This is a genomic window from Pseudomonas sp. CBC3 (genome assembly GCF_037967085.1).
Classification (GTDB): Bacteria; Pseudomonadota; Gammaproteobacteria; order Pseudomonadales; family Pseudomonadaceae; genus Stutzerimonas.
In genome coordinates this window covers 329,575-352,627 of record NZ_JBANEO010000002.1, presented here as the reverse complement: position 1 = coordinate 352,627, position 23,053 = coordinate 329,575, and the positions used below count along the sequence as shown (strand labels likewise).

Genomic DNA, 23,053 nt, shown 5'->3' with positions numbered 1-23,053 from the left:
CAATCTCGACGCTCCACTGGGACCATGACGTACTCGACGCGTTTCGGCCGGTACCTTATTGCACGGGGCGCATGCCGATGGTGATGAACATGAGGCTTCGGCTGATGCTGATAACGGCGAGAATGCCGATGGCTGTGACGGTCATCGGAATCGTTCGATAGCACCGCGACCAGAACCGCCCCGACTGCCGCACCCGCCAATACGGGAACCACAACGTTGCGATCAGCTGCTGAAGCGGTACTGGCTGTGATCAGGCAGCCGGTAAGCAGACCGATCTTGAGTATGCGACTGAACATGGCTTTCTCCTTTCTACGAGTGGGCTCGTTGCCCACAGCTATCAAACACCGCCGCTCGGTCAGCGGGCGTCAGGCAGGTGTAAACAACGCGTAAACAGCCACGTCAGAAGAAGCGAATCATCGAGTCCGGGGCTGTCTCATATGAACGATGGACGCAGCGTGCGGAGGCACCCATGCACGATACTTACGACCTGAAACGATTCGTCGTCGCCCAAGACGGCATCTACGATCGCGCGCTGGCGGAATTGAAAGCCGGTCGTAAACAAAGCCATTGGATGTGGTTCGTTTTTCCCCAGATCGCCGGGCTCGGCCATAGCGACATGGCGCGACGCTACGCCATTTCCAGCACAGACGAGGCGCTCGTCTATCTGCAGCATCCGCTGCTGGGAGCACGGCTGGAGGAATGCGCGCAGGCGATGCTGCAGCACACCGATCGTCCGGCGCGGCAGATACTCGGCTCGCCCGATGACCTGAAGCTACGTTCGAGCATGACGCTGTTCAGCGCCGTCGCACCTGAGCGGACCATCTATCGTCAGGTCCTGGACGCTTTCTATGGCGGCGAGGCAGATCCGGCGACGTTGGCCAGACTGCAACGCTGAGCGTTGTCAAGCTCTAGCATGTGATTGTCAGAGGCGATTGCACTGCCGGTATGCCATCAGGGCTTTGCTGCGCGGAGCGCACCCTACAAGGGTCTCGTACTCCGTAGGGTGCGCTCTGCGCATGGCCAGTACCCCACAGTTCGCTTGGCTGAACGTCCGTTACGAGAGGCGGCTTTGCCTGTGAGAAAACTCTTCTGGTAGCTCTCCATGCGATGGTGCATCAGCGTTGCGCCGCGCTGAGGCCACTCGGCGTTGACGTTCCGCACTTCTTCGCACTTTGCCGCTGGCTAGCCTGCGCCGGCTGATGGCGACAACGGATCTACCGCTCCGTTCGCTACCTTTTCGATGAAATGTTCAAGTTTTTACTTTGACAGCACCAAACTTTGACTTTAAGTTTTCGCTTCCGAACATTTCCGAACCCACGCAGTATTCGGATTATAAAAACAACAGTCTCCAGAAGAGGTTCTGCGCATGAGTAACCCGTCCACCCCGACGCTACGGGGGCAATGCATCGCCGAATTCCTCGGCACCGCTCTATTGATCTTCTTTGGCACCGGCTGCGTCGCCGCGCTGAAGCTTGGCGGTGCTGATCTAGGCCTTTGGGAAATAAGCGTTATTTGGGGAATCGGCGTCAGCATGGGAGTGTATCTCGCAGCCGGCGTGTCGGGCGCTCACCTGAACCCTGCCGTGTCCATCGCGCTCTGGCTGTTCGGCACCTTCGAGCGCAACAAGGTGCCCGCGTATATCCTCGCCCAGACGGCAGGCGCATTCTGCGCCGCTGCGTTGGTTTACGGACTTTACAGCAGCCTTTTTTTCGATTTCGAACAAGCCCAGCAGATGACGCGCGGCAGCCTCGCCAGCCTTGAACTCGCTTCGGTGTTCTCCACCTACCCTCACGCGTCCCTGTCCATCGGCCAGGCGTTTCTGGTGGAAGTGGTGATTACCGCTATTCTGCTGGGAATGATCATGGCGCTGACCGACGACGGTAATGGCCTGCCCCGCGGCCCGCTGGCTCCGCTGCTGATCGGCCTGTTGATCGCGGTGATCGGCGGCGCGATGGGCCCGTTAACCGGCTTTGCTATGAACCCGGCACGGGATTTCGGACCGAAGCTGATGACTTTCTTCGCCGGCTGGGGCGAGGTCGCCTTCACTGGCGGGCGGGACATTCCCTACTTTCTGGTCCCGCTGATCGCTCCGGTGCTGGGCGCCTGCATCGGCGCCGCAGGCTACAAGGCACTAATCTGCAAGCATCTCCCGAATCTGGGCTCGGGCGCTTGTGCTGCACCTGAGCCAGATCACGAAGCCAAGCGTTACAGCAAACACGATGCCACTGCCCAAGAAGCTCGTTAAGGAATCGACATCATGAGCAACCCGAACGACAAGCAATTCATCGTCGCCCTCGACCAGGGCACCACCAGTTCCCGTGCCATCGTGCTGGACCGCAACGCCAACGTGGTCACTATCGCTCAGCGCGAGTTCGCGCAGATCTACCCGCAGCCGAGCTGGGTCGAGCATGACCCGATGGAAATCTGGGCCACCCAGAGCGGCGTCTTCGTCGAAGCCTTGGCCCAGGCCGGCATCACCAACGAGCAAGTGGCGGCCATCGGCATCACCAACCAGCGCGAAACCACCATCGTCTGGGACAAGCTCACCGGCAGGCCCATCTACAACGCCATCGTCTGGCAGAGCCGCCAGAGCACGCCGATCTGCGATCAGCTCAAGCGTGACGGCATGCAGGAGCACATCCGCAAAACCACCGGCCTGGTCATCGATCCCTATTTCTCCGGCACCAAGATCAAGTGGATCCTCGATCACGTCGAGGGCAGTCGCGAACGTGCGCGGCGTGGTGAGCTTCTGTTCGGCACCGTCGATTGCTGGCTGATCTGGAAGATGACCCAGGGCAAGGCCCACGTCACCGATTACACCAACGCCTCGCGCACCATGCTGTTCGACATCCACAAGCTGGACTGGGACCCGGTCATGCTGGAGGCGCTGGATATCCCGCGCGAAATGCTGCCCGAGGTGCGCTCCTCCTCCGAGATCTATGGTCATGCCTATCTCGGCTCCGGCCAGAGCACCGGCATCCCGATTGCCGGTATCGCGGGCGATCAGCAGGCGGCGCTGTTCGGGCAGATGTGCGTCGAGCCGGGCCAGGCCAAGAACACTTACGGCACCGGCTGCTTTCTGTTGATGAACACCGGAACCAAGGCCGTACAGTCCGAGCACGGCCTGCTTACCACCATTGCCTGCGGCCCGAAGGGCGAGGTCAATTACGCACTGGAAGGCGCCATCTTCAACGGCGGCTCCACCGTGCAGTGGCTGCGCGACGAGCTGAAGGTGATTAATGATTCGCTGGATTCCGAATACTTCGCCACCAAGGTCAAGGACAGCAATGGCGTCTATCTGGTGCCTGCCTTCACCGGCCTCGGCGCGCCCTACTGGGACCCTCGCGCCCGTGGCGCATTGTTCGGGCTGACGCGCGGTGTGAAGGTCGACCACCTCATCCGTGCCGCGCTGGAATCCATCGCCTACCAGACCCGCGATGTCCTCGATGCCATGCAGCAGGACGCCGGCGAACGTCTGCGCTCGCTGCGTGTGGACGGCGGCGCGGTAGCCAACAACTTCCTCATGCAGTTCCAGGCCGACCTGCTCGGTACCCATGTCGAACGCCCGCAAATGAAGGAAACCACCGCCCTCGGCGCTGCCTATCTGGCGGGCCTGGCGACCGGCTTCTGGAGCAGCCTCGATGAGCTACGCAGCAAGGCCACCATCGAGCGGGTCTTCGAACCGGCCTGCGATAACGAGCAGCGCGAGGCACTTTACAAGGGTTGGAAGAAGGCTGTAGACCGCACTCGAGACTGGGCAGAGGACTAAATCAAACCGGCATTGCCACTCGACGGCGCCGGCCCGGATTCGTTTCCGCGCCGGCGCCGCTATTCACAAACGAACAATTCTTTAATCGGAGACCAGACTGCGGCATGCTTCCGGCATATCGATAAGAAGGAAGCCTCCATGAGTCTGGCCCCACGACAGCAGAGCATTCTCGAATTGGTGCGCGAACGCGGCTACGTCAGCATCGAAGAGCTGGCGCAGCAGTTCGCGGTGACGCCGCAGACCATCCGCCGCGATATCAACCAGCTCGGCGAAGCCGGCCTGCTACGCCGCTACCATGGCGGCGCCGCTCACGACTCCAGCGTGCAGAACACCGCCTACACCCAGCGCGCCCGACAGATGCGCGACGAGAAGCGCCGTATCGCCGATGCCATGGCTGCGCACATTCCCGATCAAGCTTCGCTGTTCATCAACATCGGTACCACCACCGAAGCCATCGCCCACGCGCTTCTGAATCATCGCGACCTCAAGGTCATCACCAACAACCTGCATGTGGCGAGCATCCTCAGCCCCAAGGAAGACTTCGACGTCCTGATCGCTGGCGGCAACGTGCGCAGCGACGGCGGCGTGGTCGGCCAGGCAACCGCCGACTTCATCAGTCAATTTAAAGTGGACTTCGCGCTGATCGGCATCAGCGGTATCGATGAAGACGGCACCCTGCTGGACTTCGATTACCAGGAAGTCCGCGTGTCCCAAGCCATTATCAACAACGCCCGCAAGATCTTCCTCGCTGCGGATTCGAGCAAGTTCGGCCGCAATGCGATGACCCGCCTCGGTTCGCTGGAGCAGATCGATGTGCTGTTCACCGAGGCCCAGCCGCCGGAAGCCTTTGTCGACCTGCTCGCGCGCCATGACGTGAAGCTGGAAGTCACGGGGTGATCGTCGTTTAGCAAAGGCAGGTGTTTGAGCCAGCATCAACCTGCCTGAAGCATCTGGTGGGCTGAAGCCCACCCTACAAAGACTGACTGCTCCGAGCCACCGTAGGGTGGGCTTCAGCCCACCAAGAAAAAAAGCCACAACTCCGAAGAACCTCAGCACCAACAAGCAGCTCACTTCTGTTCGTTTATTTTCTTTTTGATATAAAAAGTGAACATTCTATCTGGAGAGAAGAACTCCTCTACGCTACGATGTTCATATTCGAAAATAGATATTCGTTTTTTAGGAGAACACCGTGACCGACACCGACCGCCCCGTCTCCGAGCTCTATGACATCGCCGTTATCGGCGGAGGAATCAACGGCGTCGGGATCGCCGCCGATGCGGCTGGGCGCGGGCTGTCGGTTTTCCTGTGCGAACGCGACGATCTTGCCAGCCATACATCATCGGCCAGCAGCAAGCTGATCCACGGCGGCCTGCGTTATCTCGAACATTATGAGTTCCGCCTGGTACGCGAGGCACTGGCCGAACGCGAGGTGCTGCTGCGCAAGGCGCCGCATATCGTCAAGCCGATGCGTTTCGTCCTGCCCCATCGCCCGCATCTGCGGCCCGCCTGGATGATTCGAGCCGGGCTGTTTCTTTATGACAACCTCGGCAAGCGGGAACAACTTCCCGCCTCGCGCGGCCTGCGCTTCGGCGATGAAAGCCCGCTGAAACCGGCGATACGGCGCGGTTTCGAATATTCCGATTGTTGGGTCGACGATGCACGACTGGTAGTGCTCAACGCCATGGCGGCGCGCGAAAAAGGCGCGCACATCCATACCCGCACCCGCTGCCTGAGCGCCAAACGTGCCGGCGGTATCTGGCATGTCGAGCTACAGCGCCAGGACGGCACGCGCTTTTCGCTGCGCGCCAAGGCACTGGTCAACGCGGCGGGTCCTTGGGTCGCGCAATTCATCGGCGAAAACCTTCAGCAGCGCTCGCCTTACGGCATCCGGCTGATTCAGGGCAGCCACGTAATCGTGCCCAAACTGTACGAAGGCGAGCAGGCGTACATCATGCAGAACGAGGATCGGCGCATCGTGTTCGCCATCCCGTACATGGGCCGCTACACCATGATCGGCACCACCGATCGCGAGTATCACGGCGATCCGGCCACGGTCAGCATCAGCGAAGAAGAAATCGCGTACCTGCTGGGCGTGGCCAATGCGCACTTCCGCGAGCAATTGGAACCCAAGGACATCCTGCACACCTTTGCCGGCGTTCGCCCTCTTTGCGACGACGAGTCCGACAATCCCTCGGTCGTTACCCGCGATTACACCCTGTCGCTGGAAGCCGAGCAGAAGCAGGCGCCGTTGCTTTCGGTGTTCGGCGGCAAACTTACGACCTACCGCAAACTGGCCGAGTCGGCGATGGAACACCTTGCGCCGTTCTTCCCGCAAATGGGCGAGCGCTGGACAGCGAAGGCCAGCCTTCCCGGTGGCGAAGGCATGGACTCGCCGCAAGCATTGGTCGAAAAGTTGGTCGACAGGATCGAAGGCATCGACTTAGACCTGGCTCGGCGATGGGCGAATCTTTACGGCAGTCGCGTCTGGAAAATGATTGGCGAGGCTCGCTCAGTCACTGAGCTGGGCGAACTGCTGGGCCAGGACCTCTACACGCTGGAAGTTGAATATCTGCACCAGCAGGAATGGGCAACCTGTGCGGACGACATTCTCTGGCGCCGCACCAAGCTCGGCCTGTCGTTCACGGCTGACGAGCTTGCCCGATTGCGCCACTATCTGGACGCCCGGCCTGCGCCAGCGAAGGCAACGGATATGAATGCGGCCTGATGGCCGCAGCATTTCGAATCACCGCCGATTGCGGTAGGCTCAACCCCTTCTCAAGACGGAGTAACTCCCCATGGCCCGAGCCACTGCCCGCCACATCCTGGTTCCCACCGAAGACAAGTGCAACGAACTGAAAGCTGCCATCGAAGGCGGCGCCGATTTCGCTCAGGTTGCCAAGGACAATTCCACTTGCCCATCCAGCCGTCAGGGCGGCGACCTGGGCTCGTTCGGTCCGGGCCAGATGGTCAAGGAGTTCGACACCGTGGTGTTCAGCGCCCCGCTCAATGTCGTGCAGGGCCCGGTGAAGACCCAGTTCGGCTACCACCTGCTGGAAGTGACCAACCGTCAGGATTGATCCTGCCGCCCCCGCGCTACGGCGCCGGGGGCTCCCTCCTCCAGCTCTCCACAGCCTTTCTCTGCAACGTCCAATTGATTGTCAGTTCTTGCCCGCGGGCAACATGCCGACGTTGCCCCATGCGTCAAGCTTCGTGGCGGAAGCGTCCAGCCAGACTCTTCAAGCCGCACCTGCTCTACGCCGCACCGCACCGCACCGCACCGCACCGACGATCTGGCTCAGCGCCTTATTAGTTTCGATCCGCGACCACCGCGAACCCACGCCCGCAATCACCGGCGCGGACCGTTTCGATGGCGGCATTACAGCCACGGGCTATGCTCAGAAAGAGCTATTTTCATCCACCCTGAGGGGAGCGATGTGATGTTCCACGTAACGCGCATAGGCGACAAACGCATCGACGTCGATTTTTCCGGCAAGCTCGACAGCAATGAAATGCGCTTCGCGCTCGATGAGCTGATGCGCAAATCAGAAGGCATCACCCATGGCCAAATGCTCTATCGCATCGGCGACTTCGACATGCCGACGCTGGGCGCCGTCGGTGTCGAGCTGTCACGGATTCCGCAGCTGTTTCGCTTCATCCGTCGCTTCGACCGCTGCGCCGTGGTCAGTTCCAGAGAGTGGGTGCGCAAGGCCAGCGAGATCGAAGGCGCGCTGATCCCTGGCCTGACGATCAAGGCATTCGATGCGCACCAGAGTACCGAGGCGCATAACTGGCTTGAGGGCCTGCAATAGCCTGCCGGTATCTCAACGCGGCGTGCCGAAGACTTGGGTCCAGTAACTGATGGCAGCGCTGTCCGGATTCGTCGCATATGCGGCGCCCATCTCGGTGAAGTCCGCCCGCATGATGTTGCGGCAGTGCCCGGGGCTGGCCAGCCAGCCGGCCACGGCCTGCTCCACCGAGCCTTGGCCTGCCGCAATGTTTTCACCGACCCGGCTCCATGCGTAGCCGGCGCGGTTGGCTCGATCGCTGACCTGGCTGCCATTCGCCGCCCGATGGCTGAAAAAGTCTTGATTGGCCATATCGCGACTGTGGGCCAGCGCAGCCTCGGCCAGCCGATCATTCCAGCGTAATGCCGGCACCGCCTCGAATGTCTGGCTGCCACAGGTTCGCGCTTGCGCGCGGGCTTCGTTGACTTGTTTCAAAATCTTCTTCCCTGCTTCCTGCCAGTCGCCTAGATCCGGCGATAGCAAAGGCTTGGCAAGCAGCACCTGCCAGGTACTCCCCTGCCTGGAGACACCGATTTCCGCGAACTCTTCGCTACGCAGCGCGCTGCAATAGCGTTGCCTGAGCGCATCCATGGCGGCCTGCGTGCTCGCAGGACCGGATATCGAGACCGCTTGTAGTTTCGCCGGACGATAGCCGGACGCCTGCAACGCACGTTGCAGCTGCGCCCCGCTGGTCGCTGGAGCCACCGCCAAGGCATCAGCGGGGGCAAGCGGCCCTACCGCGGAGCCTTTGGCACCGTCGCATGTCTGTTCGGTATCGCGGAAAGCGTTGATCAAGCCAATCAGAGCTTGCGGTTCATCCGCGCTTATCTCGCCCGCGAACAACGCAGTGAGCAGCAGCAATGGGCCGGCCACCTGGGTCAGCGCTCGATGCTTTCGAGCTGGGGTGATTAATGGCGATCTGGAGGCTGTCATGGCAACACTTCGCTCCGGTTTGGTCTTGCCCCGACAACACGGAGCCTGACATGGGGTCGTTAGTCTGCTGACCACAGCCAGCCGAGAGCGATCCAGGCGAGCAAGCGAAACAGGTCCTCGACATGCGATCATCAGCCCGGCAAAACCGAACGCCACGTAACCGCATTCACCGATTCCGAACCACACCCAGCCATGACCCTGTCCGATTTTCTGCTGTTCGCGCTGCCGGCGATCTTTCTCACCGGGCTGTCCAAGGGTGGCTTTGGAGGCGCTCTGGGCGGGATCGCCGTGCCGCTGCTGGCGCTCGCTATCTCGCCGAAACAGGCGGCGGCTGTAATGCTGCCGATTCTCTGTCTGGCGGACGTGGTGGGTCTGAAGGCCTATTTCGGCAAATGGGACATCCCCAATCTCAAGGTCATGCTGCCCGGCGCGCTGATCGGCATCGCCCTCGGCTCGCTCACCTTCGGCATGCTCGACGAACGGATGATCGGCCTGATGATGGGGTTCATCGCCGTGGGTTTCGTGGCGCTCGGGCTGATCACTAACAACGACAAGCCCCGCCCCCTGCAACGCGGGCGCGGTACCCTGCTTTCGTCGGTTGCCGGCTTCACCAGCTTCGTCGCGCATGCGGGCGGACCGCCGATCCTGATGCATCTGCTACCACAGCAACTGGACAAGCTACGCTACGTCGCGACCATCAACCTGTTCTTTCTGATGACCAATGCGATCAAGCTGATTCCCTACGCCGCACTCGGCCAGTTCAACCGCGAGAACCTACTACTGAGCCTGGCGCTCGCGCCCATCGTGCCATTCGGCGTCTGGGCCGGGCTTTGGCTGCACAAGCGCATCGATCACACCTGGTTCTACCGGATCGCCCGCATCGGCATGGCGCTCGCTGGTTTGCAGCTGATCTGGAAGCATCTCTGAAGCCGGACCGGCATACCACTGGCGCACCAGTGCTGAACGATCACAGCTCACCCCAGTCGGAAATAATGTACCCACTGCAACAGGAGTCATCCTCATGCTGAAGTTTCTGGGCAGCACAATCGGCATCATTTTTCTGATCGGTCTGTTGGTGGTGATCGGTTTGTTCATGTTGGTGTTCTAACCACAACGGCTACCAACAGGCGCACAAAAACAGTTCGGCAATTCCGCTGTGTCGAACTCACCAGCCGTTCTCGACCATGCCGCCGGGCTTTCTGGCGGCATGGTCGTTTTTGCACTGAGCTCGGCGGGCATCGCTTCCGACCTACGGAACCGAATGACTTGACCGAGACGATGGTCCAAACAGCACCTACACCAACCGAGGATGATGAAATGGGTCTGTTCGACAAGATCAAAGACAAACTGGGCTTGGGCGGCGTCAGCAACGAAGCGCACAAGCCTGCCGCGCCGAATTCTGGCGTCAACCAGCATGCCACTGACACGGTTGTCGACTCCAACCGCCCGACGACAGCTAACAACGCAACCACCACACCGCCCGGGGCCAGCGCATCGGCAACGGGTATGGCTGGCACCGCCGGTACGGTCGGCGGACCTAACAACGTTGTGGATGTCCCGGCGAAGCTCGACGGCATGGCGGCGAATTTTCCGGAGCAGCTGAACTGGCGCACCTCCATCGTCGACCTGCTCAAGTTGCTAGGCCTGGACAGCAGCCTGGAGTCGCGCAGGGAACTCGCTACCGAGCTGGGTTGCCCGCCGGACAAGATGGCCGACTCGGCGCAGATGAACATGTGGCTGCATCGCGCCGTGATGCACAAGCTCGCGGAACACGGCGGCACCGTACCACCCGAACTGCGCACCTGATGAAGAGTTCGTTCCCACGCGCCAGCGTGGGAACGCAACCCGGACGCTCCTGCGTCCGAAACCTCAACCGTCCAATGATGGCCCGATCATCTCGGCCAATTGCGGATAGACGCCGGGGCAGGCGACGAGGTAAGGATTGCCAAGCAGCAGTCCGTCGTTGCGGAAGAAGTCGTTCCCTCGTCCACCCGCTTCCTTGACCATCACCAGCCCGGCCACGCAATCCCAGCTCTTGAGCTCGGTCTCGTAATAGCCGAGCAGGCGACCCGCCGCCACATAGGCAGTCATCAGCGCACCAGAGCCGTTGCGAAAGAACATGCCGCCCGCGGCGAGCAGCTTTTCGAGGAAAGGAATGAAGTGTTCCTTGCCGCGCGGGTGAAAGGTCCCGGTGGCAGTCACGCCTTGGCCCACATGAGTGGCATTGCTCGCTTTCAAGGGGCGGTCGTTGACGAACGCGCCCCGGCCCAGACAGCCATGGAACAGCTCGTCATGATTGGGATCGGCGATAGCGCCCAGGTGCGGTTCGCCGTCGATCAGCAGACCAATTGACACGCACCAGTTGTGCAAACCATTGACGAAGCAGGCGGTGCCATCGATGGGATCGATCACCCACACGCAGCGAGCGCCAAGATCGGCGGAACCGCTCTCCTCGCCGAGAAAACCGTCCTCGGGAAAGCGTTCGGTCAACCTGCCGCGAATGAAGCGTTCAATCTCTTTGTCGGCGACGCTCACGACATCCTGCAAGTCGTCGCCCTTGTGCTCGACCGTTAGCGCGTCGCGCTTGCGGTAGTACTCCATTCCCAGCTGTGCCGCCTCGAGAGCAAGGGCTTTGGCGCAGGCATAACGCGCGTCGATATCGAGTGGTTGCTCGGAACTCATGGCTGTCCTATGAACGGTTGCGCACAATCGCGCGGGGAGCAGGATTTTAATGAATCACGCTATACGGGCATACCACGCCGCAGCCCTTCTCAGTCACAGCGGCGCCATTCCGTCTGGCGCAATTGCGCCAGACGGAAGCCTGGAGGCGGCTCAGCTTTCGTGTTCGCCGCTGCTGTAGGTCGGCCCCGCCAGGTTTTCGCCCGGCGCGGCACGTCCTTCCAAGGGCGGCAACGCCTTGGCCTTTTCGATGTCCACACCGACGCCCTCCGCCAAGCGCTGGCCGTAATCCGGGTCGCAATGCCAGAAGTGCCAGATCATGCGCAGACAGATTTCCTCAGGGCATTCCTTGAGGTCGGCGGTTATGTTGGCGATCAGGTCATCGCGCTCCCAGCCCTCGAAACTGCGGTAACGCTCGCCGGCCTGGTGATAATCCGCGGCAGCCTTGGTCGTCTGATAGCGCCCCAGATGCCCTTCGACCCATTGGTGATAATCCTGTGTAGCCTTGGGCGCTTCCTTGAGTCCACCGACAGAGCTGGGTTCGTAATTGATGTGGGGATTACCGCCGCCATCGACGAAATGCGCCATCTGCCCGTCGCGCTGGTTGGTGGCGTACGGGCATTTGGGCGCGTTGATCGGCAGCTGCAGATAATTCGCGCCGACGCGGTAGCGCTGGGTATCGGAATAGGACAGGGTCCGACCTTGCAGCATCTTGTCATCCGAAAAATCGATGCCGTCCACCAGGACGCCTGTACCGAAGGCGGCCTGCTCGGTTTCGGCGAAGACGTTCGACGGGTTGCGATCAAGCACCAGTCGTCCTACCGGGAGCAGCGGGAACTGGTCCTCGGGCCAGCGCTTGGTGTCGTCCAGCGGGTCGAAGTCGAGCTCATCGTGCGGATCGTCGGACATGATCTGCACGGCCATTTCCCACTCGGGATAATCGCCGCGCTCGATGGCGTCGTAGAGGTCGCGGGTGGCGTGGCCGACATCTTTCATCTGGATTTCAGCAGCCTGCTGGGAGGTGAGGTTCTTCACGCCGAGCTTGGGCTCGAAGGAGAACTTGCAGAGCACCGCCTCACCCTTATCGTTGACCATTTTGTAGGTATTCACACTCGAGCCCTGCATGTGCCGGTAGTCGGCAGGGATGCCCCAGGGACTTTTGACCCAGGTCACCATGTGCAGCGCTTCGGGATGGTGCTGAACGAAATCGTAGAAGCGCCAGGCTTCCTGGCGGTTGGACACGGGATCGGGCTTGAAGGCATGGATCATGTCCGGAAACTTGATCGCATCGCGGATGAAGAACACCTTGAGGTTGTTGCCCACCAGGTCCCAGTTGCCGTCCTCGGTGTAGAACTTGATGGCGAAGCCGCGCGGGTCACGAGCGGTTTCCGGTGACTCCTTTCCACCAATCACGGTGGAAAAACGCAGGAAGACCGGAGTACGCCCGCCCGCCTTGGTCAGCACCTTGGCGCGCGTATATTTGCTGGCCGGCTCGTCACCGATCTTGCCATAGGGCTCGAACCATCCATGCGCCGCGGTACCGCGCGCGTGCACGACGCGCTCGGGGATTCGCTCGCGGTCGAAGTGGGTGATCTTCTCGATGAATTGATAATTTTCCAGCGTCGCCGGGCCACGCTCGCCGACGCTGCGCAGGCTCTGGTTATCGCTGACGGGATGGCCCTGACGGGTCGTGAGTGTGTTGCGTTCATCAGTCATAACGGCTCCTGGACAAGTCTAGGATGGGCGCTTCTTTAGGTGAACGGGGTGCTGCAACAAAACCGTGAGGCTGTTTACGCCGCCGTCCGCAAGCCCCTCAGGGCTGCTTCTGCTCTTCGTGCAGTCGAGCGTTGAGCTCATCGACGATCGGTACCCACTCAGCGTCGTCTATCCATTCTTCCGTCAGGAATGCACGCTGCGCGTCGCTCCAGAATGGCGCTTCGGTCAATTTCATGTGGTTGGGTAGCGGGGCGTGACTGGCGATGAAATCATCGATGCTGGCCGGGTCTGACGGCAGGCCCAGCTGCTCGAACAAGGTGCGCATGTCTTTGTTGGGAAGTTCCATCAAACGGCTCCTCTGCCTGATCGTTTTGCTGCCTATCGGGGCAGGCGATGCTTTCAGTAGAGGCATTCGAGCAAGCAACAGTTCAACAGATGAAACGTCGGGAACAAGCAGGAAAAAAAGAACGGGCCTAGCCGAAAGCGAGGCCCGTCACGAATTCAAGCCACCTTATCGAACAACTGTCTGCCTTGGTTCAGGGATTGATCCACAAGCCACTTGCCATGGGCAATGGACGCCCGCTGCGCTTTATCGAGTTCCGCCATGAAGGCGTGCCCGACCGGGAGCGCCATGCGCCGGCTGGTCTGTCCTTGCGGGTTGGTGATTCGGCAACCGCCCGCCCAGGGCGTCGGCGTGCCGGGGTGCTCCATTACCTCGGCGGTAATGATGTGATCGCGGTATTCGCATTGCATCATGGTCATGGTGCCACCTCCTGACTGATGGCCGTGGCAATTCCTAAGCGATGCCGCCACGCGCCAATTGCCCCCCTCTCGTCAAGGTCCGCCACGAGCTTAGCGCGCCGGTCGTCGGCGGTCCTCGTGCGATACCTTCAATGGGTATAGCACAGGCACAGGAGATCGATAGGCCCGGTGGTCGCGCTATTGTCGAATGGGATCAGGTGGACCGAGCGGTAACTGAGGCAGGAGCAGGCATCGCGGAGCGATGCCTGCTGTTTCGATGGCGGCCATGCGATCGGGCTATGCCAAATTCACATGGCACGGCTGGTTTCAGGAGGTACGCAGTTGCTCGTCGGCAAGAAAGTCCGCCTCCAGCAACGCATCCCTGTCCTGTACTTCGAGGGTTTCGCCTTCGATGGGCGTCGGCGCCGTTGCGCGTTTGCTGCGCAGTTTGCCGAATTGGTGCTTGAGGGCGTTGTTGAGCTTGTCGACGGCGCCATCGACGGCCAATTCCAGCGAAGCCGCCTTGTGCGTGACGGAAATCGGCTGCTGACCTTTCGGCCGGGCCTCCATCTGGCAGCGCTTGTCCTGCACGCCGGCCTTGGCGCCGTTTTCGTCGTTCAGGTGCACCACGACGCGGGTGACGTCGTCGTCGAATCGATCCAGCTTGTCGGCAACAGCGCCACTGACCCAGCCTACGAGACGAGCGCTTCCTTCGATGTGTTTATCGCTATGTACCTGGATTTGCATATATTGCTCTCCCTTCAACGCGATCTGGTAAACCACCGTTCAGCTGCAACGGTCAGGACTAGCAATGCCACCGTTGACGATATTAAGCAAGGCCAACGCAACGGCATCGGAAGCTCGACCGATGCGTTTTCGGCACGGCGGCACGCTGCCAGCGACGCGCGCAGGCCCAAGGGAGAGGGTCGTAGCGGAGCGCTGGAGTACGTGCAGTCAGCGTGCTCGTCGAGCAATCACTGACTGGTGGACAGCTTCTTCTTCGGGTAGATGTCGTAACGGCTGGACTTGCCTTCCAGGCTGTAGCCCGGCTTGGGGCCGTCTATTGCGGGCGCCTTGCGCGGCCGCTTCACCACCACGCGGTGGCTGGCCAGCGCCAACGCCTGTTCCAGCAGCGCGCCGGCGTCCGGGTCGTCACCGACGAAGGGACGGAACAGGCGCATCTCCTTTTTCACCAGCGCGCTCTTTTCCCGGTGCGGAAACATCGGGTCAAGATAAATGACCTGAGGTGGCTCATCCTGCCACTGGCTCATCAACTCGATGGCGTTGCCGTGAAGCAGGCGCATGCGCGTGGCGATCGGACGCACCTCGGCATCGTCTCGCGCTCGCGCCAGACCATCCTCCAGCAGTGCGGCGATCAACGGCTGGCGCTCGAACAGCACCATTTCGCAACCCAGCGTCGCCAGTACGAAGGCGTCACGCCCGAGCCCGGCGGTCGCATCCAGCACGCTGGGCCGAATGCCGGGCTGAATCCCGACCGCCTTGGCAATCATCTGTCCGCTGCCACCACCGAATTGCCGACGATGCGCGGCGCCGCCTTCGACGAAATCCACTCGCACCGGCCCCGGCGCCTGCGAGCCGAGCAGCTGCAATTGCAAACCGTCCTCGCCTAGCTGCAGGGCGAATTCCGCCTCGTCCGCTTGCGTCGGCAAGTCCAACCGCGACGCCCAAGCGTGCGCCTGCTCGACGAACTCGGGGGCAAGGGCTTCGACACGGACCAACGGGGATGAGGCAGTCATACGGAGCTCGGAAGACAGAAACGCCGCATTCTGCCAGAGGCGATGCCGGCACGCCTCAGCGGCACATGCCGAAACCGCCCATATCGACATGAAAATGATCGTGATGCGCTGCGTTGTATTCGGGGCTCAGGGTGATCTTGAACGCATCGCAGGCAGCTGCCTTTACTTGGCGAAGGAAGCGCGCCTTGTCGTCGTCGCCGTTCCAGTCGCGCGCGACGGTTATGCGTGTGCCGTCCTGCAATCTGAACCCGGCCAGATCCAGCGCGTTGGCGGAGGCATGCTGGCTGCGCCTGTTGCTGCGCGCGATATTGCGGCAGGCGAAGCTGCCGAAGTGGTCGACACGCACCACCGGCTGGCCAAATACCTGCTGCGCCGCTGGCTGCAGCCCATGCCGCTCGAACAGCGCATAGGCCGCGGCCAGCGGGCAGGTCGCGAGAAACGCGCCATTGAAGCGCACCGCCGAGCCGGTGACGCGCACGGCGTTTTCCACCGGACAGCCAGGTTGCGGCGTGCTGTCAGGAACTGCCACGTAATCCAGATCGGAGGTGGTCAGCGCCTGTTCGCAAAGCGCGCGGTCGCTCTGTAGGCGCTGCAGCTTGTAGGGCGTCAACAGGTTCGGCGTCTCGCGAATATCCAGCGGTGCCCAGGGATTCCACTTCGACGGAACGTCGACGTGACCGCGCCACACCGCGTAAACGAACCCGGCGAGCGCGAGCAGAAGCAATAGGAAGAAGCGGCCAAACGTCATGCTGGCTTTGGCAACGCGAGCGATTCAAGGTTGCAGGGCGGCTTCGTCACGCAGCGCCGCCTCAGTCGCCAAGCAGCGACAGCTGCGACTCGCTCTGCATCGCAGGCACTGCCAGCGGCGGCAGACCTGGCAAGCGCCGCGCGAGCTGATCATGGAAGCGCATGGCCAGATCCGGCGCCAGACGGTTATCCGGAGTATGCAGATAGACATGGGGCTGCTTGCCCGCCTCGATCCAACCCGCCACCTTGTCCAGCCAAGGCGTGAGAAAGGGATCGTTCGCCTCCAGCTCCGGATGTCCGACAAAGCGTACCTGCGGGAACTGGCTGAACGCCGCGGGCCGCACCGGCAGCCGTGGCTTCTTGCTTTGCGCATGCAGCAATGCTGGATCGCGTGACCGGCAGCTGAACAGCGCACGGGTGTCCATGCAGATACGCTCCACGCCCCGCCCGTGCAGCAACCGATTCAGCGCGCGTTCCTCCTCGCCCTTGGCGAAGAAGGCGGTGTGGCGCACTTCCACAGCAAGCGGTCGATTCAGGATCTCGATCACCTGCGTCAGCTCACCCAGGCGAGCCGGGCCGAACGTGGCCGGCAACTGCAACCAGAACGGGCTGACTCTTTGGCCCAACGGCGCCAGCAGCGAACGGAACGACAAAACCAGGTCCAGTACGTCACGAAGATCCGACGCTTGACTGATCTCGCGCGGCAGCTTGGCGCAGAAGCGAAAGCCTTCAGGCATCAGCGCCGCCCAGCGCTCGATCTTTTGCTCCGACGGCCAGGCATAAAGCGTCGTGTTGCCTTCCACGGTGTTGAACACCGAGCAATAACGCGCGAGGAATTCGGTCGCAGGCAATCCCGGGCAATAAAGCGATCCACGCCAGGGAGGCTCGTTCCAGGAAGGGCAGCCGAGAAAATAGGGAAGATCCACGCGATGCGCGACGCCTTAGGCGTAGAGATCCAGGCCAAGTACTTCGTGCGCGTCGAGATCGGCACTGAAGCTCGCAGTGGTGCCATAGCTCTGCAACGCCTGGGTGGCACGACTGGTCAACGGACGCTCCATCATGGCTTCGAAGCGCGACGGCATGAAATCGCCGGGGACGGCCGAAATGTAGTCGGTAGGCTCGTTTTGCGGGCGGCGTGCGAGGTGTTCGTAGGTGCTGTCGGCCTGCTCAGCCGGGGAAATGCTGGATCGACGCGCCTGCTCAACCGCCTTTTCGCTCTCGCGATAAGGCACCGGCACGTTTTCCCGCTGGGGAACGTACTCGATGGGATAAGCAGAAGGGGCGAGACCGTTGAGGCGCATCATTCACCTGTACGAAGTGAGTCGACTCTAGCGAGCCGCCTCGGGATTGGCAACGCCGTCCGTCACCGCGCAGCCTTTGGCGTCGCGACGTTGTCACGCAAGTAGATCGGCTGGGCCTGATCGGCCTCCACCGCTTCCCCGCGCTGCCAGCCGAAACTGGCCAGGTGCAGCAAATCTTCTGCATGCGGCAGCAGCGTGGCATCGACCGCCGCGGGTTGTACGGCAAGGCGCTCGGCATAGCGCCAGCCCGTGCCGGCGCCAAACCAGTTACCGGAGCCATCACGCGGCAAACCGACGTGTTCCGGAGGCAGTACGGCTTCAATCCCGGCCAGCTGCATCTCGCCTTCATGGGCGCGATAACAGCCCCAATAAACTTCATCCATGCGCGCATCGATGGCGACCGCCACCTGCTCGGCGCCATGCTCGCGATACGCACGCTGAGCGATCGTAGCGAGTGTCGAAATCGGCAGTACCGGACGCTCCAGCGCGAACGCCAGCCCCTGAACCACGCCAACCGCGATCCGCACGCCGGTAAAGGCGCCGGGGCCACGACCGAACGCCAGCGCATCGACGGCCGACAAGGCAATCCCCGCCTCAGCCAGCAGCGTCTGGATCATGGGCAGCAGCCGTTGCGCATGCAGCCGCGGGATCACCTCGTAATGGCTCAGCACGCGGCCGTCATGCAGCAGCGCAACGGAGCAGGCTTCAGTGGCGGTATCCAGGGCCAACAGCGTGGTCATCGGCAGTTCCGGTCAGTCGAAAAAAGGCGGCGATTGTAGCAGCTGCGCCATGCCAGATTCCTTATGGACAACTCGGCTCGGCGTGAATGCGATACGAACGAAAACGGCCCGCAAGCGGGCCGTTCGGTTTGCCTGGCTAGATCAGCTGAGCGCAGCCAGCACCTTGGCAGTAATCTCTTCCACCGAGCCGACACCTTCGACGCGGCTGCACTTGGGCGTGCCTTCAGCGGCTTCGAGGTTCTGGTAGAAAGCCACCAGCGGCTTGGTCTGCGAGTGGTAGAGGCTCAGGCGGTGGCGGACGGTTTCTTCCAGATCGTCCTTGCGGTGAACCAGTTCTTCACCGGTGACGTCGTCGACGCCAGCCACCTTCGGCGGATTGTGCTCAGTGTGGTAGATGCGACCCGAAGCCGGATGCACGCGACGACCGGACAGCCGACCGACGATTTCTTCATCATCCACCGCGATTTCCAGCACGTGGTCCAGCTTCACGCCGGCATCACGCAGCGCTTCGGCTTGCGGAATGGTGCGAGGGAATCCATCGAAGAGGAAGCCGTTGGCACAATCGGACTGCTGCAGACGCTCCTGAATGAGCGCGATGATGATCTCATCGGACACCAGACCACCACTGTCCATCACGTCCTTCACCTGCAGGCCCAGCGGCGAGCCCGCTTTGACCGCTGCACGCAACATGTCACCGGTGGAAATTTGCGGGATAGCGAACTTCTCGGTAATGAAGCGGGCCTGTGTGCCTTTCCCGGCACCGGGTGCTCCCAGCAGAATTACGCGCATGGATGAGTCCTCAAGTTTGCAAAGGGATACCGCCAGCGGTCGAACGACCGCAACCCTGCCGCTGGCGAATCAAAGATTCTGGTCTGTCGCCATGCGACAAAAGGTTGAACACGATACACAGCGCACAGAACGCAGACAAGCGGCGCCCATGGCCTGCCCCTGGCGACCTTCGCTCCGGCCGATGGAGACGGAAAACCGTCGCCATCGGCACGAAACGACATAAGACCGACCGTCCGAATGAACCTATCCGGTGTTGCGCAATCCCGCTGCAATGCCTGCGACGCTAACCAACAGAGCTTGCTCCAGCGGGCTTTCCGCCGGGGTCTGTTGCTGTCGCGCACGGGCCAGCAATTCGATCTGCATCAGATGCAGAGGATCGAGATAAGTGTTGCGCAGACTGAAGGCTTCGAGGGTCGTAGGACTGTGCGCAAGTAGCTCGGACTGGCCAGTCACACGCTGTATAGCCGCCACAGCCTGCGACAATCTGTCACGCAAATCGCGACCCAGCGACTGTAACTGCGCCTCGACCAACCGCTCGTCGTAGCGACTGGCGATTTCCGCATCTGTCTTGGCCAAGACCATCTCAAGCATATCGATGCGCGTGCTGAAAAACGGCCAACGCTGGCGCATCAGCCTCAGCCGATCGCCTTCGTCACGCTCCAGCGCGGTCTCTAGCGCGTGCTCCCAGCCCAACCAGGCGGGCAACATCAGGCGCGTCTGGGTCCAGGCGAATATCCACGGAATCGCACGCAAGCTCTCGATTCCGCCTTCTCGACGCTTCGACGGTCGGCTGCCCAGTGGTAACCGACCCAATTCCTGCTCTGGCGTGGCCTGGCGGAAGTAGTCGACGAATTGCGCATGATCGCGTACCACGCCGCGATAGGCCTCGACGCCTGCAGCAGCCAGCTGATCCATGGTTTCGCGCCAATCCGGCTCGGGCATCGGCGGTGGCAGCAGGGTCGCTTCCAGGACCGCAGCCAGATACAGGCTGAGATTTTGCTCGGCGATATCCGGTAGCCCGAACTTGAAACGGATCATCTCGCCCTGCTCGGTAGTGCGGAAGCGCCCCGCCACCGACCCGGGCGGCTGGGACAGGATCGCCGCATGAGCCGGCCCGCCGCCACGGCCAACCGTGCCTCCACGGCCATGGAACAGCAGCAACTCGACCTGATGCTCGCGGCAGATGTCGACGAGGCGTTCCTGCGCGCGGTACTGCGCCCAGGCCGCCGCTGTGGTTCCGGCATCCTTGGCCGAATCCGAATAGCCGATCATCACTTCCTGCGGGCCATGCAAGCGCTGGCGATAACCTGGCAGACCCAACAGCTGATCAATGGTAGGGCCGGCATTGTTCAGGTCATCGAGCGTCTCGAACAGCGGTACGACGCGCATCGGCCGTTGCAGGCCGGCCTCTTTCAACAACAACTGAACCGCCAGCACATCCGACGCGCCGCGAGCCATGGAGATGACATAGGAGCCGAGCGACGCACCTGGCGCCTGCGCTACCACGCGACAGGTCGCCAGCACTTCGGCGGTCTCCTCCGAAGGCTGAAAATGTGGAGGCAGCAACGGACGGCGGTTGGTCAACTCGCGCTGGAGGAAATCCAGGCGCTGCTGCTCGTCCCACTGGTCGTAATGACCTACGCCCAGGTAATCGGTGATTTCCGCCAAGGCCGCGACGTGCCGAGCCGAATCCTGACGGATGTCGAGGCGCACCAGAAACAACCCGAACGCGGCAACCCGACGTAGCGTATCGAGCAAAGCGCCGTCAGCGATCACACCCATGCCGCACGCATGCAACGAGTGGTAGCAAAGTTCCAGCGGCTCGCGCAGCTCGCGATTGTCCTGCAGTACCGCAGGCGACGGCTGATCAGCGCAACCTGCCCACTCGCGCGTCGCCTGCAATCGTCCGCGCAGCCGCTTGAGCAGTGCGCGATAGGGCTCGGCCGACTCGCCGCTGTGACGCAGCAGCTCTTCGCTGGCGGTCTGCATCGACAGCGCGGTGATCAACCCCTCGATATCGCGCAGGAACAGATCAGCCGCCACCCAGCGCGCCAGCACCAGCACCTCGCGGGTCACCTTCGCCGTCACGTTGGGATTGCCGTCGCGATCGCCGCCCATCCAGGAGGCGAAACGGATCGGCGCGGCGTCCAACGGCAGGTGCAAGCCGGTGCTGTGGCACAGCGCCTGATCGGTTTGTCGCAGCACATTGGGCAGCGCCTGCCAGAGCGAGTTTTCGATGACGGCGAAGCCCCACTTGGCCTCCTCCACTGGAGTCGGTCGGCTGCGGCGGATTTCCTCGGTATGCCAGGCCTCGGCGATCAATCGCTGCAGACGCAGCTCGATCTGCGCCAGTTCCGCCTGGCCGAGGTCGGTGTGGTCACGCGCCGCCAGTTGTGCGGCGATGGCGTCGTACTTCTGGATCAGGGTGCGCCGCGACACCTCGGTCGGGTGGGCAGTCAGCACCAGCTCGATATCCAGCCGGCCCACTTGTCGCGCCACGAACTCCTGAGCGAAGCCCTCGCCCTTGAGCCGCTCGAGCAACCCACTCAACACACCGGATTCGAACGGCGCCGGCTCGCCGGGGCGGCGTCGGCGGATCTGGTGATACTGCTCGGCGATGTTGGCTAGATTGAGGAACTGGTTGAAGGCGCGGGTCATTGGCAGCAATTCATCGTCAGCCAGCCCGTCAAGGGTTTCCTGCAGCAACCGAGCATCGTCGGTCGACCCACGGCGCGCACCTTTGGCACCTTTGCGGATGCGTTCGATCTTGTCGAAGAAGGCATCGCCGTGCTGCTCGCGAATGGTATTGCCCAGCAGCTCGCCGAGCAGATGAACGTTTTCGCGCAGTCGCGCGTCGATCTTCGCCATGTTCCTGTCTCCCGGGTCGCATCACCGAAAGCGCCTTTCGATATGCGACCGATTGCTGAACGGCTACCTGTTAGAACCCTCCAAACAGAGTGCCCAGCGTATCCGTCGAAGACAAGGCGTAGCGAAAAATGCCAGTTCGACGGCCGCTCGCACTCCACGCAGATATCGCTCGCCACGGCGGGCTAAGGATGGAGTCAATGAAAATCTCAGAACTGGTCCGTGAGTGGGAAAGCAGTGCCACTGGCCGCATGAGCAGCACGCAGTACAGCATTTCCCTGGACGTCGAGAGTGCCGCACGGCTGGCTGCCTTGGCGGAGATGTACCCCAAGCGCAGTACCGAAGAGCTGCTTGGCGAATTGGTCGGCGCCGCGCTCGAAGCCATCGAGACGAGCCTTCCCTATCAACAGGGCGCCAAGGTCATTGCCACCGATGAGCAAGGTGATCCGATCTACGAGGACATTGGCCCGACACCGCGTTTCCTTGCCCTGTCGCGCAAGCATCTCGAGCGCTTGCTCGCCGAACAACCGGAGCATTCCTAACGCTGCTCAGATGGCACCGTTACTCAGCGGCAAACCCGTTCACAAGCCTGCGAAGAGGCGACGCTCAGCTGCGCGTCGCCCCTTGTCGACCGCACTGAAAAGCTGCTGAAAAGCCCTATCCAGAGGTTTCGTTTGCATATGCGCTGGAACGATTAAGCGCCGCTGGCCTCACAAAAACATGCCCGTCGTGATTGGCGGACCCTTGACTAAGGGCCGCTGCGGGCACTGTTCCCTGATCTTCAACTGGAGACTGGCCATGAAAATGAACACCATCGAAAGCCCTCTATTGCGATCTCAGTTACCCAAGCTGGCAGCCATTGCATTAGGCGGTCTGCTGCTGGTTGGTTGTGCCGGCAATCCACCGAACGAACAGTTCGCCGTGACCGAATCCGCGGTGCGTAGCGCCGTGAGCGCAGGTGGCACCGAATACGCCGCCGTTGAAATGCGCAACGCGCAGGAAAAATGGAAGCAGGCCGAACTGGCCATGCAGAAGGAAAACTACGACCAAGCGCGCAAACTGGCCCAGCAAGCCGAGTGGGATGCACGCGTCGCCGAGCGCAAGGCCCAGGCCGCCAAGGCGCAGAAGGCTGTGGAGGACGCCAACCGGGGTATCCAGGAGCTGCGCGAAGAAAGCATGCGCGGCACCCAGTGATCACCCTCATTCCCACGCCTTCAAGACAGGATGATTC

At 61.6% G+C, this 23,053-nt stretch carries 26 protein-coding genes; 13 read left to right on the top strand and 13 right to left on the bottom strand.

Annotated elements, in window-relative coordinates; all coding sequences use genetic code 11:
* Positions 1-469 precede the first annotated feature (469 nt).
* From V6943_RS08770 to V6943_RS08735, 8 genes are all read left to right on the top strand, one after another.
* Positions 470-895, top strand: a complete 426-nt coding sequence (locus V6943_RS08770; RefSeq protein WP_181101563.1) for a DUF1810 family protein — start codon at positions 470-472, stop codon at positions 893-895.
* A gap of 471 nt (positions 896-1,366) precedes the next feature.
* Positions 1,367-2,245: an MIP/aquaporin family protein gene (locus V6943_RS08765; protein WP_131648109.1), complete on the top strand. Its 879-nt coding sequence runs from the start codon at positions 1,367-1,369 to the stop codon at positions 2,243-2,245.
* A gap of 12 nt (positions 2,246-2,257) precedes the next feature.
* Positions 2,258-3,769 (top strand): glycerol kinase GlpK, encoded by a 1,512-nt coding sequence (glpK, locus tag V6943_RS08760; protein WP_131648108.1) that lies wholly within the window; start codon positions 2,258-2,260, stop codon positions 3,767-3,769.
* A 138-nt stretch (positions 3,770-3,907) separates the two neighbouring features.
* Complete coding sequence (locus tag V6943_RS08755) at positions 3,908-4,666, top strand: DeoR/GlpR family transcriptional regulator (protein ID WP_197445416.1); 759 nt, start codon at positions 3,908-3,910, stop codon at positions 4,664-4,666.
* A gap of 292 nt (positions 4,667-4,958) precedes the next feature.
* Positions 4,959-6,494 (top strand): glycerol-3-phosphate dehydrogenase, encoded by a 1,536-nt coding sequence (gene glpD / locus V6943_RS08750; protein ID WP_340553249.1) that lies wholly within the window; start codon positions 4,959-4,961, stop codon positions 6,492-6,494.
* Positions 6,495-6,564: 70 nt separating this feature from the next.
* Entirely contained in the window at positions 6,565-6,846 is a 282-nt protein-coding gene (locus V6943_RS08745; protein ID WP_340553248.1) for a peptidylprolyl isomerase, read from the top strand.
* Between the two features lie 103 nt (positions 6,847-6,949).
* Positions 6,950-7,207 carry a hypothetical protein gene (locus tag V6943_RS08740; RefSeq protein WP_340553247.1) on the top strand — a complete coding sequence of 86 codons (258 nt, stop codon included), beginning with the start codon at positions 6,950-6,952 and terminating at the stop codon, positions 7,205-7,207.
* Positions 7,207-7,578: a SpoIIAA family protein gene (locus V6943_RS08735; RefSeq protein WP_131648104.1), complete on the top strand. Its 372-nt coding sequence runs from the start codon at positions 7,207-7,209 to the stop codon at positions 7,576-7,578. Before V6943_RS08740 ends, V6943_RS08735 begins: the two co-directional genes overlap by 1 nt.
* A gap of 12 nt (positions 7,579-7,590) precedes the next feature.
* Here the strand turns inward: V6943_RS08735 and V6943_RS08730 are convergent, their stop codons facing one another.
* On the bottom strand, positions 7,591-8,487 hold the full coding sequence (locus V6943_RS08730; RefSeq protein ID WP_340553246.1) for a CAP domain-containing protein: 897 nt from the start codon (positions 8,485-8,487) through the stop codon (positions 7,591-7,593).
* Between the two features lie 192 nt (positions 8,488-8,679).
* On the opposite strand from V6943_RS08730, the gene V6943_RS08725 reads away from it, so the two are divergent.
* From V6943_RS08725 to V6943_RS08720, 3 genes are all read left to right on the top strand, one after another.
* Positions 8,680-9,414, top strand: a complete 735-nt coding sequence (locus V6943_RS08725; protein ID WP_340553245.1) for a sulfite exporter TauE/SafE family protein — start codon at positions 8,680-8,682, stop codon at positions 9,412-9,414.
* A gap of 94 nt (positions 9,415-9,508) precedes the next feature.
* The gene (locus tag V6943_RS20395; protein WP_442963444.1) at positions 9,509-9,595 is read left to right on the top strand and encodes a hypothetical protein; all 87 of its coding nucleotides are present in this window, start codon (positions 9,509-9,511) and stop codon (positions 9,593-9,595) included.
* A gap of 209 nt (positions 9,596-9,804) precedes the next feature.
* Positions 9,805-10,293: a DUF3597 domain-containing protein gene (locus tag V6943_RS08720; RefSeq protein WP_340553244.1), complete on the top strand. Its 489-nt coding sequence runs from the start codon at positions 9,805-9,807 to the stop codon at positions 10,291-10,293.
* 63 nt (positions 10,294-10,356) lie between these two features.
* On the opposite strand, the gene V6943_RS08715 is transcribed toward V6943_RS08720, so the two are convergent.
* From V6943_RS08715 to ppc, 12 genes are all read right to left on the bottom strand, one after another.
* Positions 10,357-11,169: an inositol monophosphatase family protein gene (locus V6943_RS08715; protein WP_340553243.1), complete on the bottom strand. Its 813-nt coding sequence runs from the start codon at positions 11,167-11,169 to the stop codon at positions 10,357-10,359.
* Positions 11,170-11,319: 150 nt separating this feature from the next.
* Positions 11,320-12,882: a catalase gene (locus tag V6943_RS08710; protein WP_340553242.1), complete on the bottom strand. Its 1,563-nt coding sequence runs from the start codon at positions 12,880-12,882 to the stop codon at positions 11,320-11,322.
* 97 nt (positions 12,883-12,979) lie between these two features.
* A complete protein-coding gene (locus V6943_RS08705; protein WP_131648098.1) occupies positions 12,980-13,228 on the bottom strand; it encodes a DUF2789 domain-containing protein in 249 nt (82 codons plus the stop codon).
* Between the two features lie 155 nt (positions 13,229-13,383).
* Positions 13,384-13,644 carry a hypothetical protein gene (locus V6943_RS08700; protein ID WP_131648097.1) on the bottom strand — a complete coding sequence of 87 codons (261 nt, stop codon included), beginning with the start codon at positions 13,642-13,644 and terminating at the stop codon, positions 13,384-13,386.
* A gap of 306 nt (positions 13,645-13,950) precedes the next feature.
* Positions 13,951-14,370, bottom strand: coding sequence for an HPF/RaiA family ribosome-associated protein (locus tag V6943_RS08695; RefSeq protein WP_340553241.1), 420 nt, complete (start codon positions 14,368-14,370; stop codon positions 13,951-13,953).
* A gap of 227 nt (positions 14,371-14,597) precedes the next feature.
* On the bottom strand, positions 14,598-15,380 hold the full coding sequence (locus V6943_RS08690) for a class I SAM-dependent methyltransferase (protein WP_340553240.1): 783 nt from the start codon (positions 15,378-15,380) through the stop codon (positions 14,598-14,600).
* Positions 15,381-15,435: 55 nt separating this feature from the next.
* Positions 15,436-16,128: an extensin-like domain-containing protein gene (locus tag V6943_RS08685; protein ID WP_197445424.1), complete on the bottom strand. Its 693-nt coding sequence runs from the start codon at positions 16,126-16,128 to the stop codon at positions 15,436-15,438.
* 61 nt (positions 16,129-16,189) lie between these two features.
* A complete protein-coding gene (locus tag V6943_RS08680) occupies positions 16,190-17,053 on the bottom strand; it encodes a DUF72 domain-containing protein (protein WP_340553239.1) in 864 nt (287 codons plus the stop codon).
* A 15-nt stretch (positions 17,054-17,068) separates the two neighbouring features.
* A complete protein-coding gene (locus V6943_RS08675) occupies positions 17,069-17,431 on the bottom strand; it encodes a hypothetical protein (protein ID WP_181102043.1) in 363 nt (120 codons plus the stop codon).
* Between the two features lie 59 nt (positions 17,432-17,490).
* Positions 17,491-18,168 carry a tRNA (adenosine(37)-N6)-threonylcarbamoyltransferase complex dimerization subunit type 1 TsaB gene (tsaB, locus tag V6943_RS08670; protein ID WP_340553238.1) on the bottom strand — a complete coding sequence of 226 codons (678 nt, stop codon included), beginning with the start codon at positions 18,166-18,168 and terminating at the stop codon, positions 17,491-17,493.
* Between the two features lie 141 nt (positions 18,169-18,309).
* Complete coding sequence (gene adk, locus V6943_RS08665) at positions 18,310-18,957, bottom strand: adenylate kinase (RefSeq protein ID WP_131648090.1); 648 nt, start codon at positions 18,955-18,957, stop codon at positions 18,310-18,312.
* Positions 18,958-19,200: 243 nt separating this feature from the next.
* Entirely contained in the window at positions 19,201-21,825 is a 2,625-nt protein-coding gene (ppc, locus tag V6943_RS08660; protein WP_340553237.1) for a phosphoenolpyruvate carboxylase, read from the bottom strand.
* A gap of 197 nt (positions 21,826-22,022) precedes the next feature.
* Between ppc and V6943_RS08655 the strand changes: the two genes are divergently transcribed.
* Positions 22,023-22,364: a pilin assembly protein gene (locus V6943_RS08655; RefSeq protein ID WP_131648088.1), complete on the top strand. Its 342-nt coding sequence runs from the start codon at positions 22,023-22,025 to the stop codon at positions 22,362-22,364.
* A gap of 256 nt (positions 22,365-22,620) precedes the next feature.
* The gene (locus tag V6943_RS08650; RefSeq protein WP_340553236.1) at positions 22,621-23,016 is read left to right on the top strand and encodes a DUF4398 domain-containing protein; all 396 of its coding nucleotides are present in this window, start codon (positions 22,621-22,623) and stop codon (positions 23,014-23,016) included.
* Positions 23,017-23,053 lie beyond the last annotated feature (37 nt).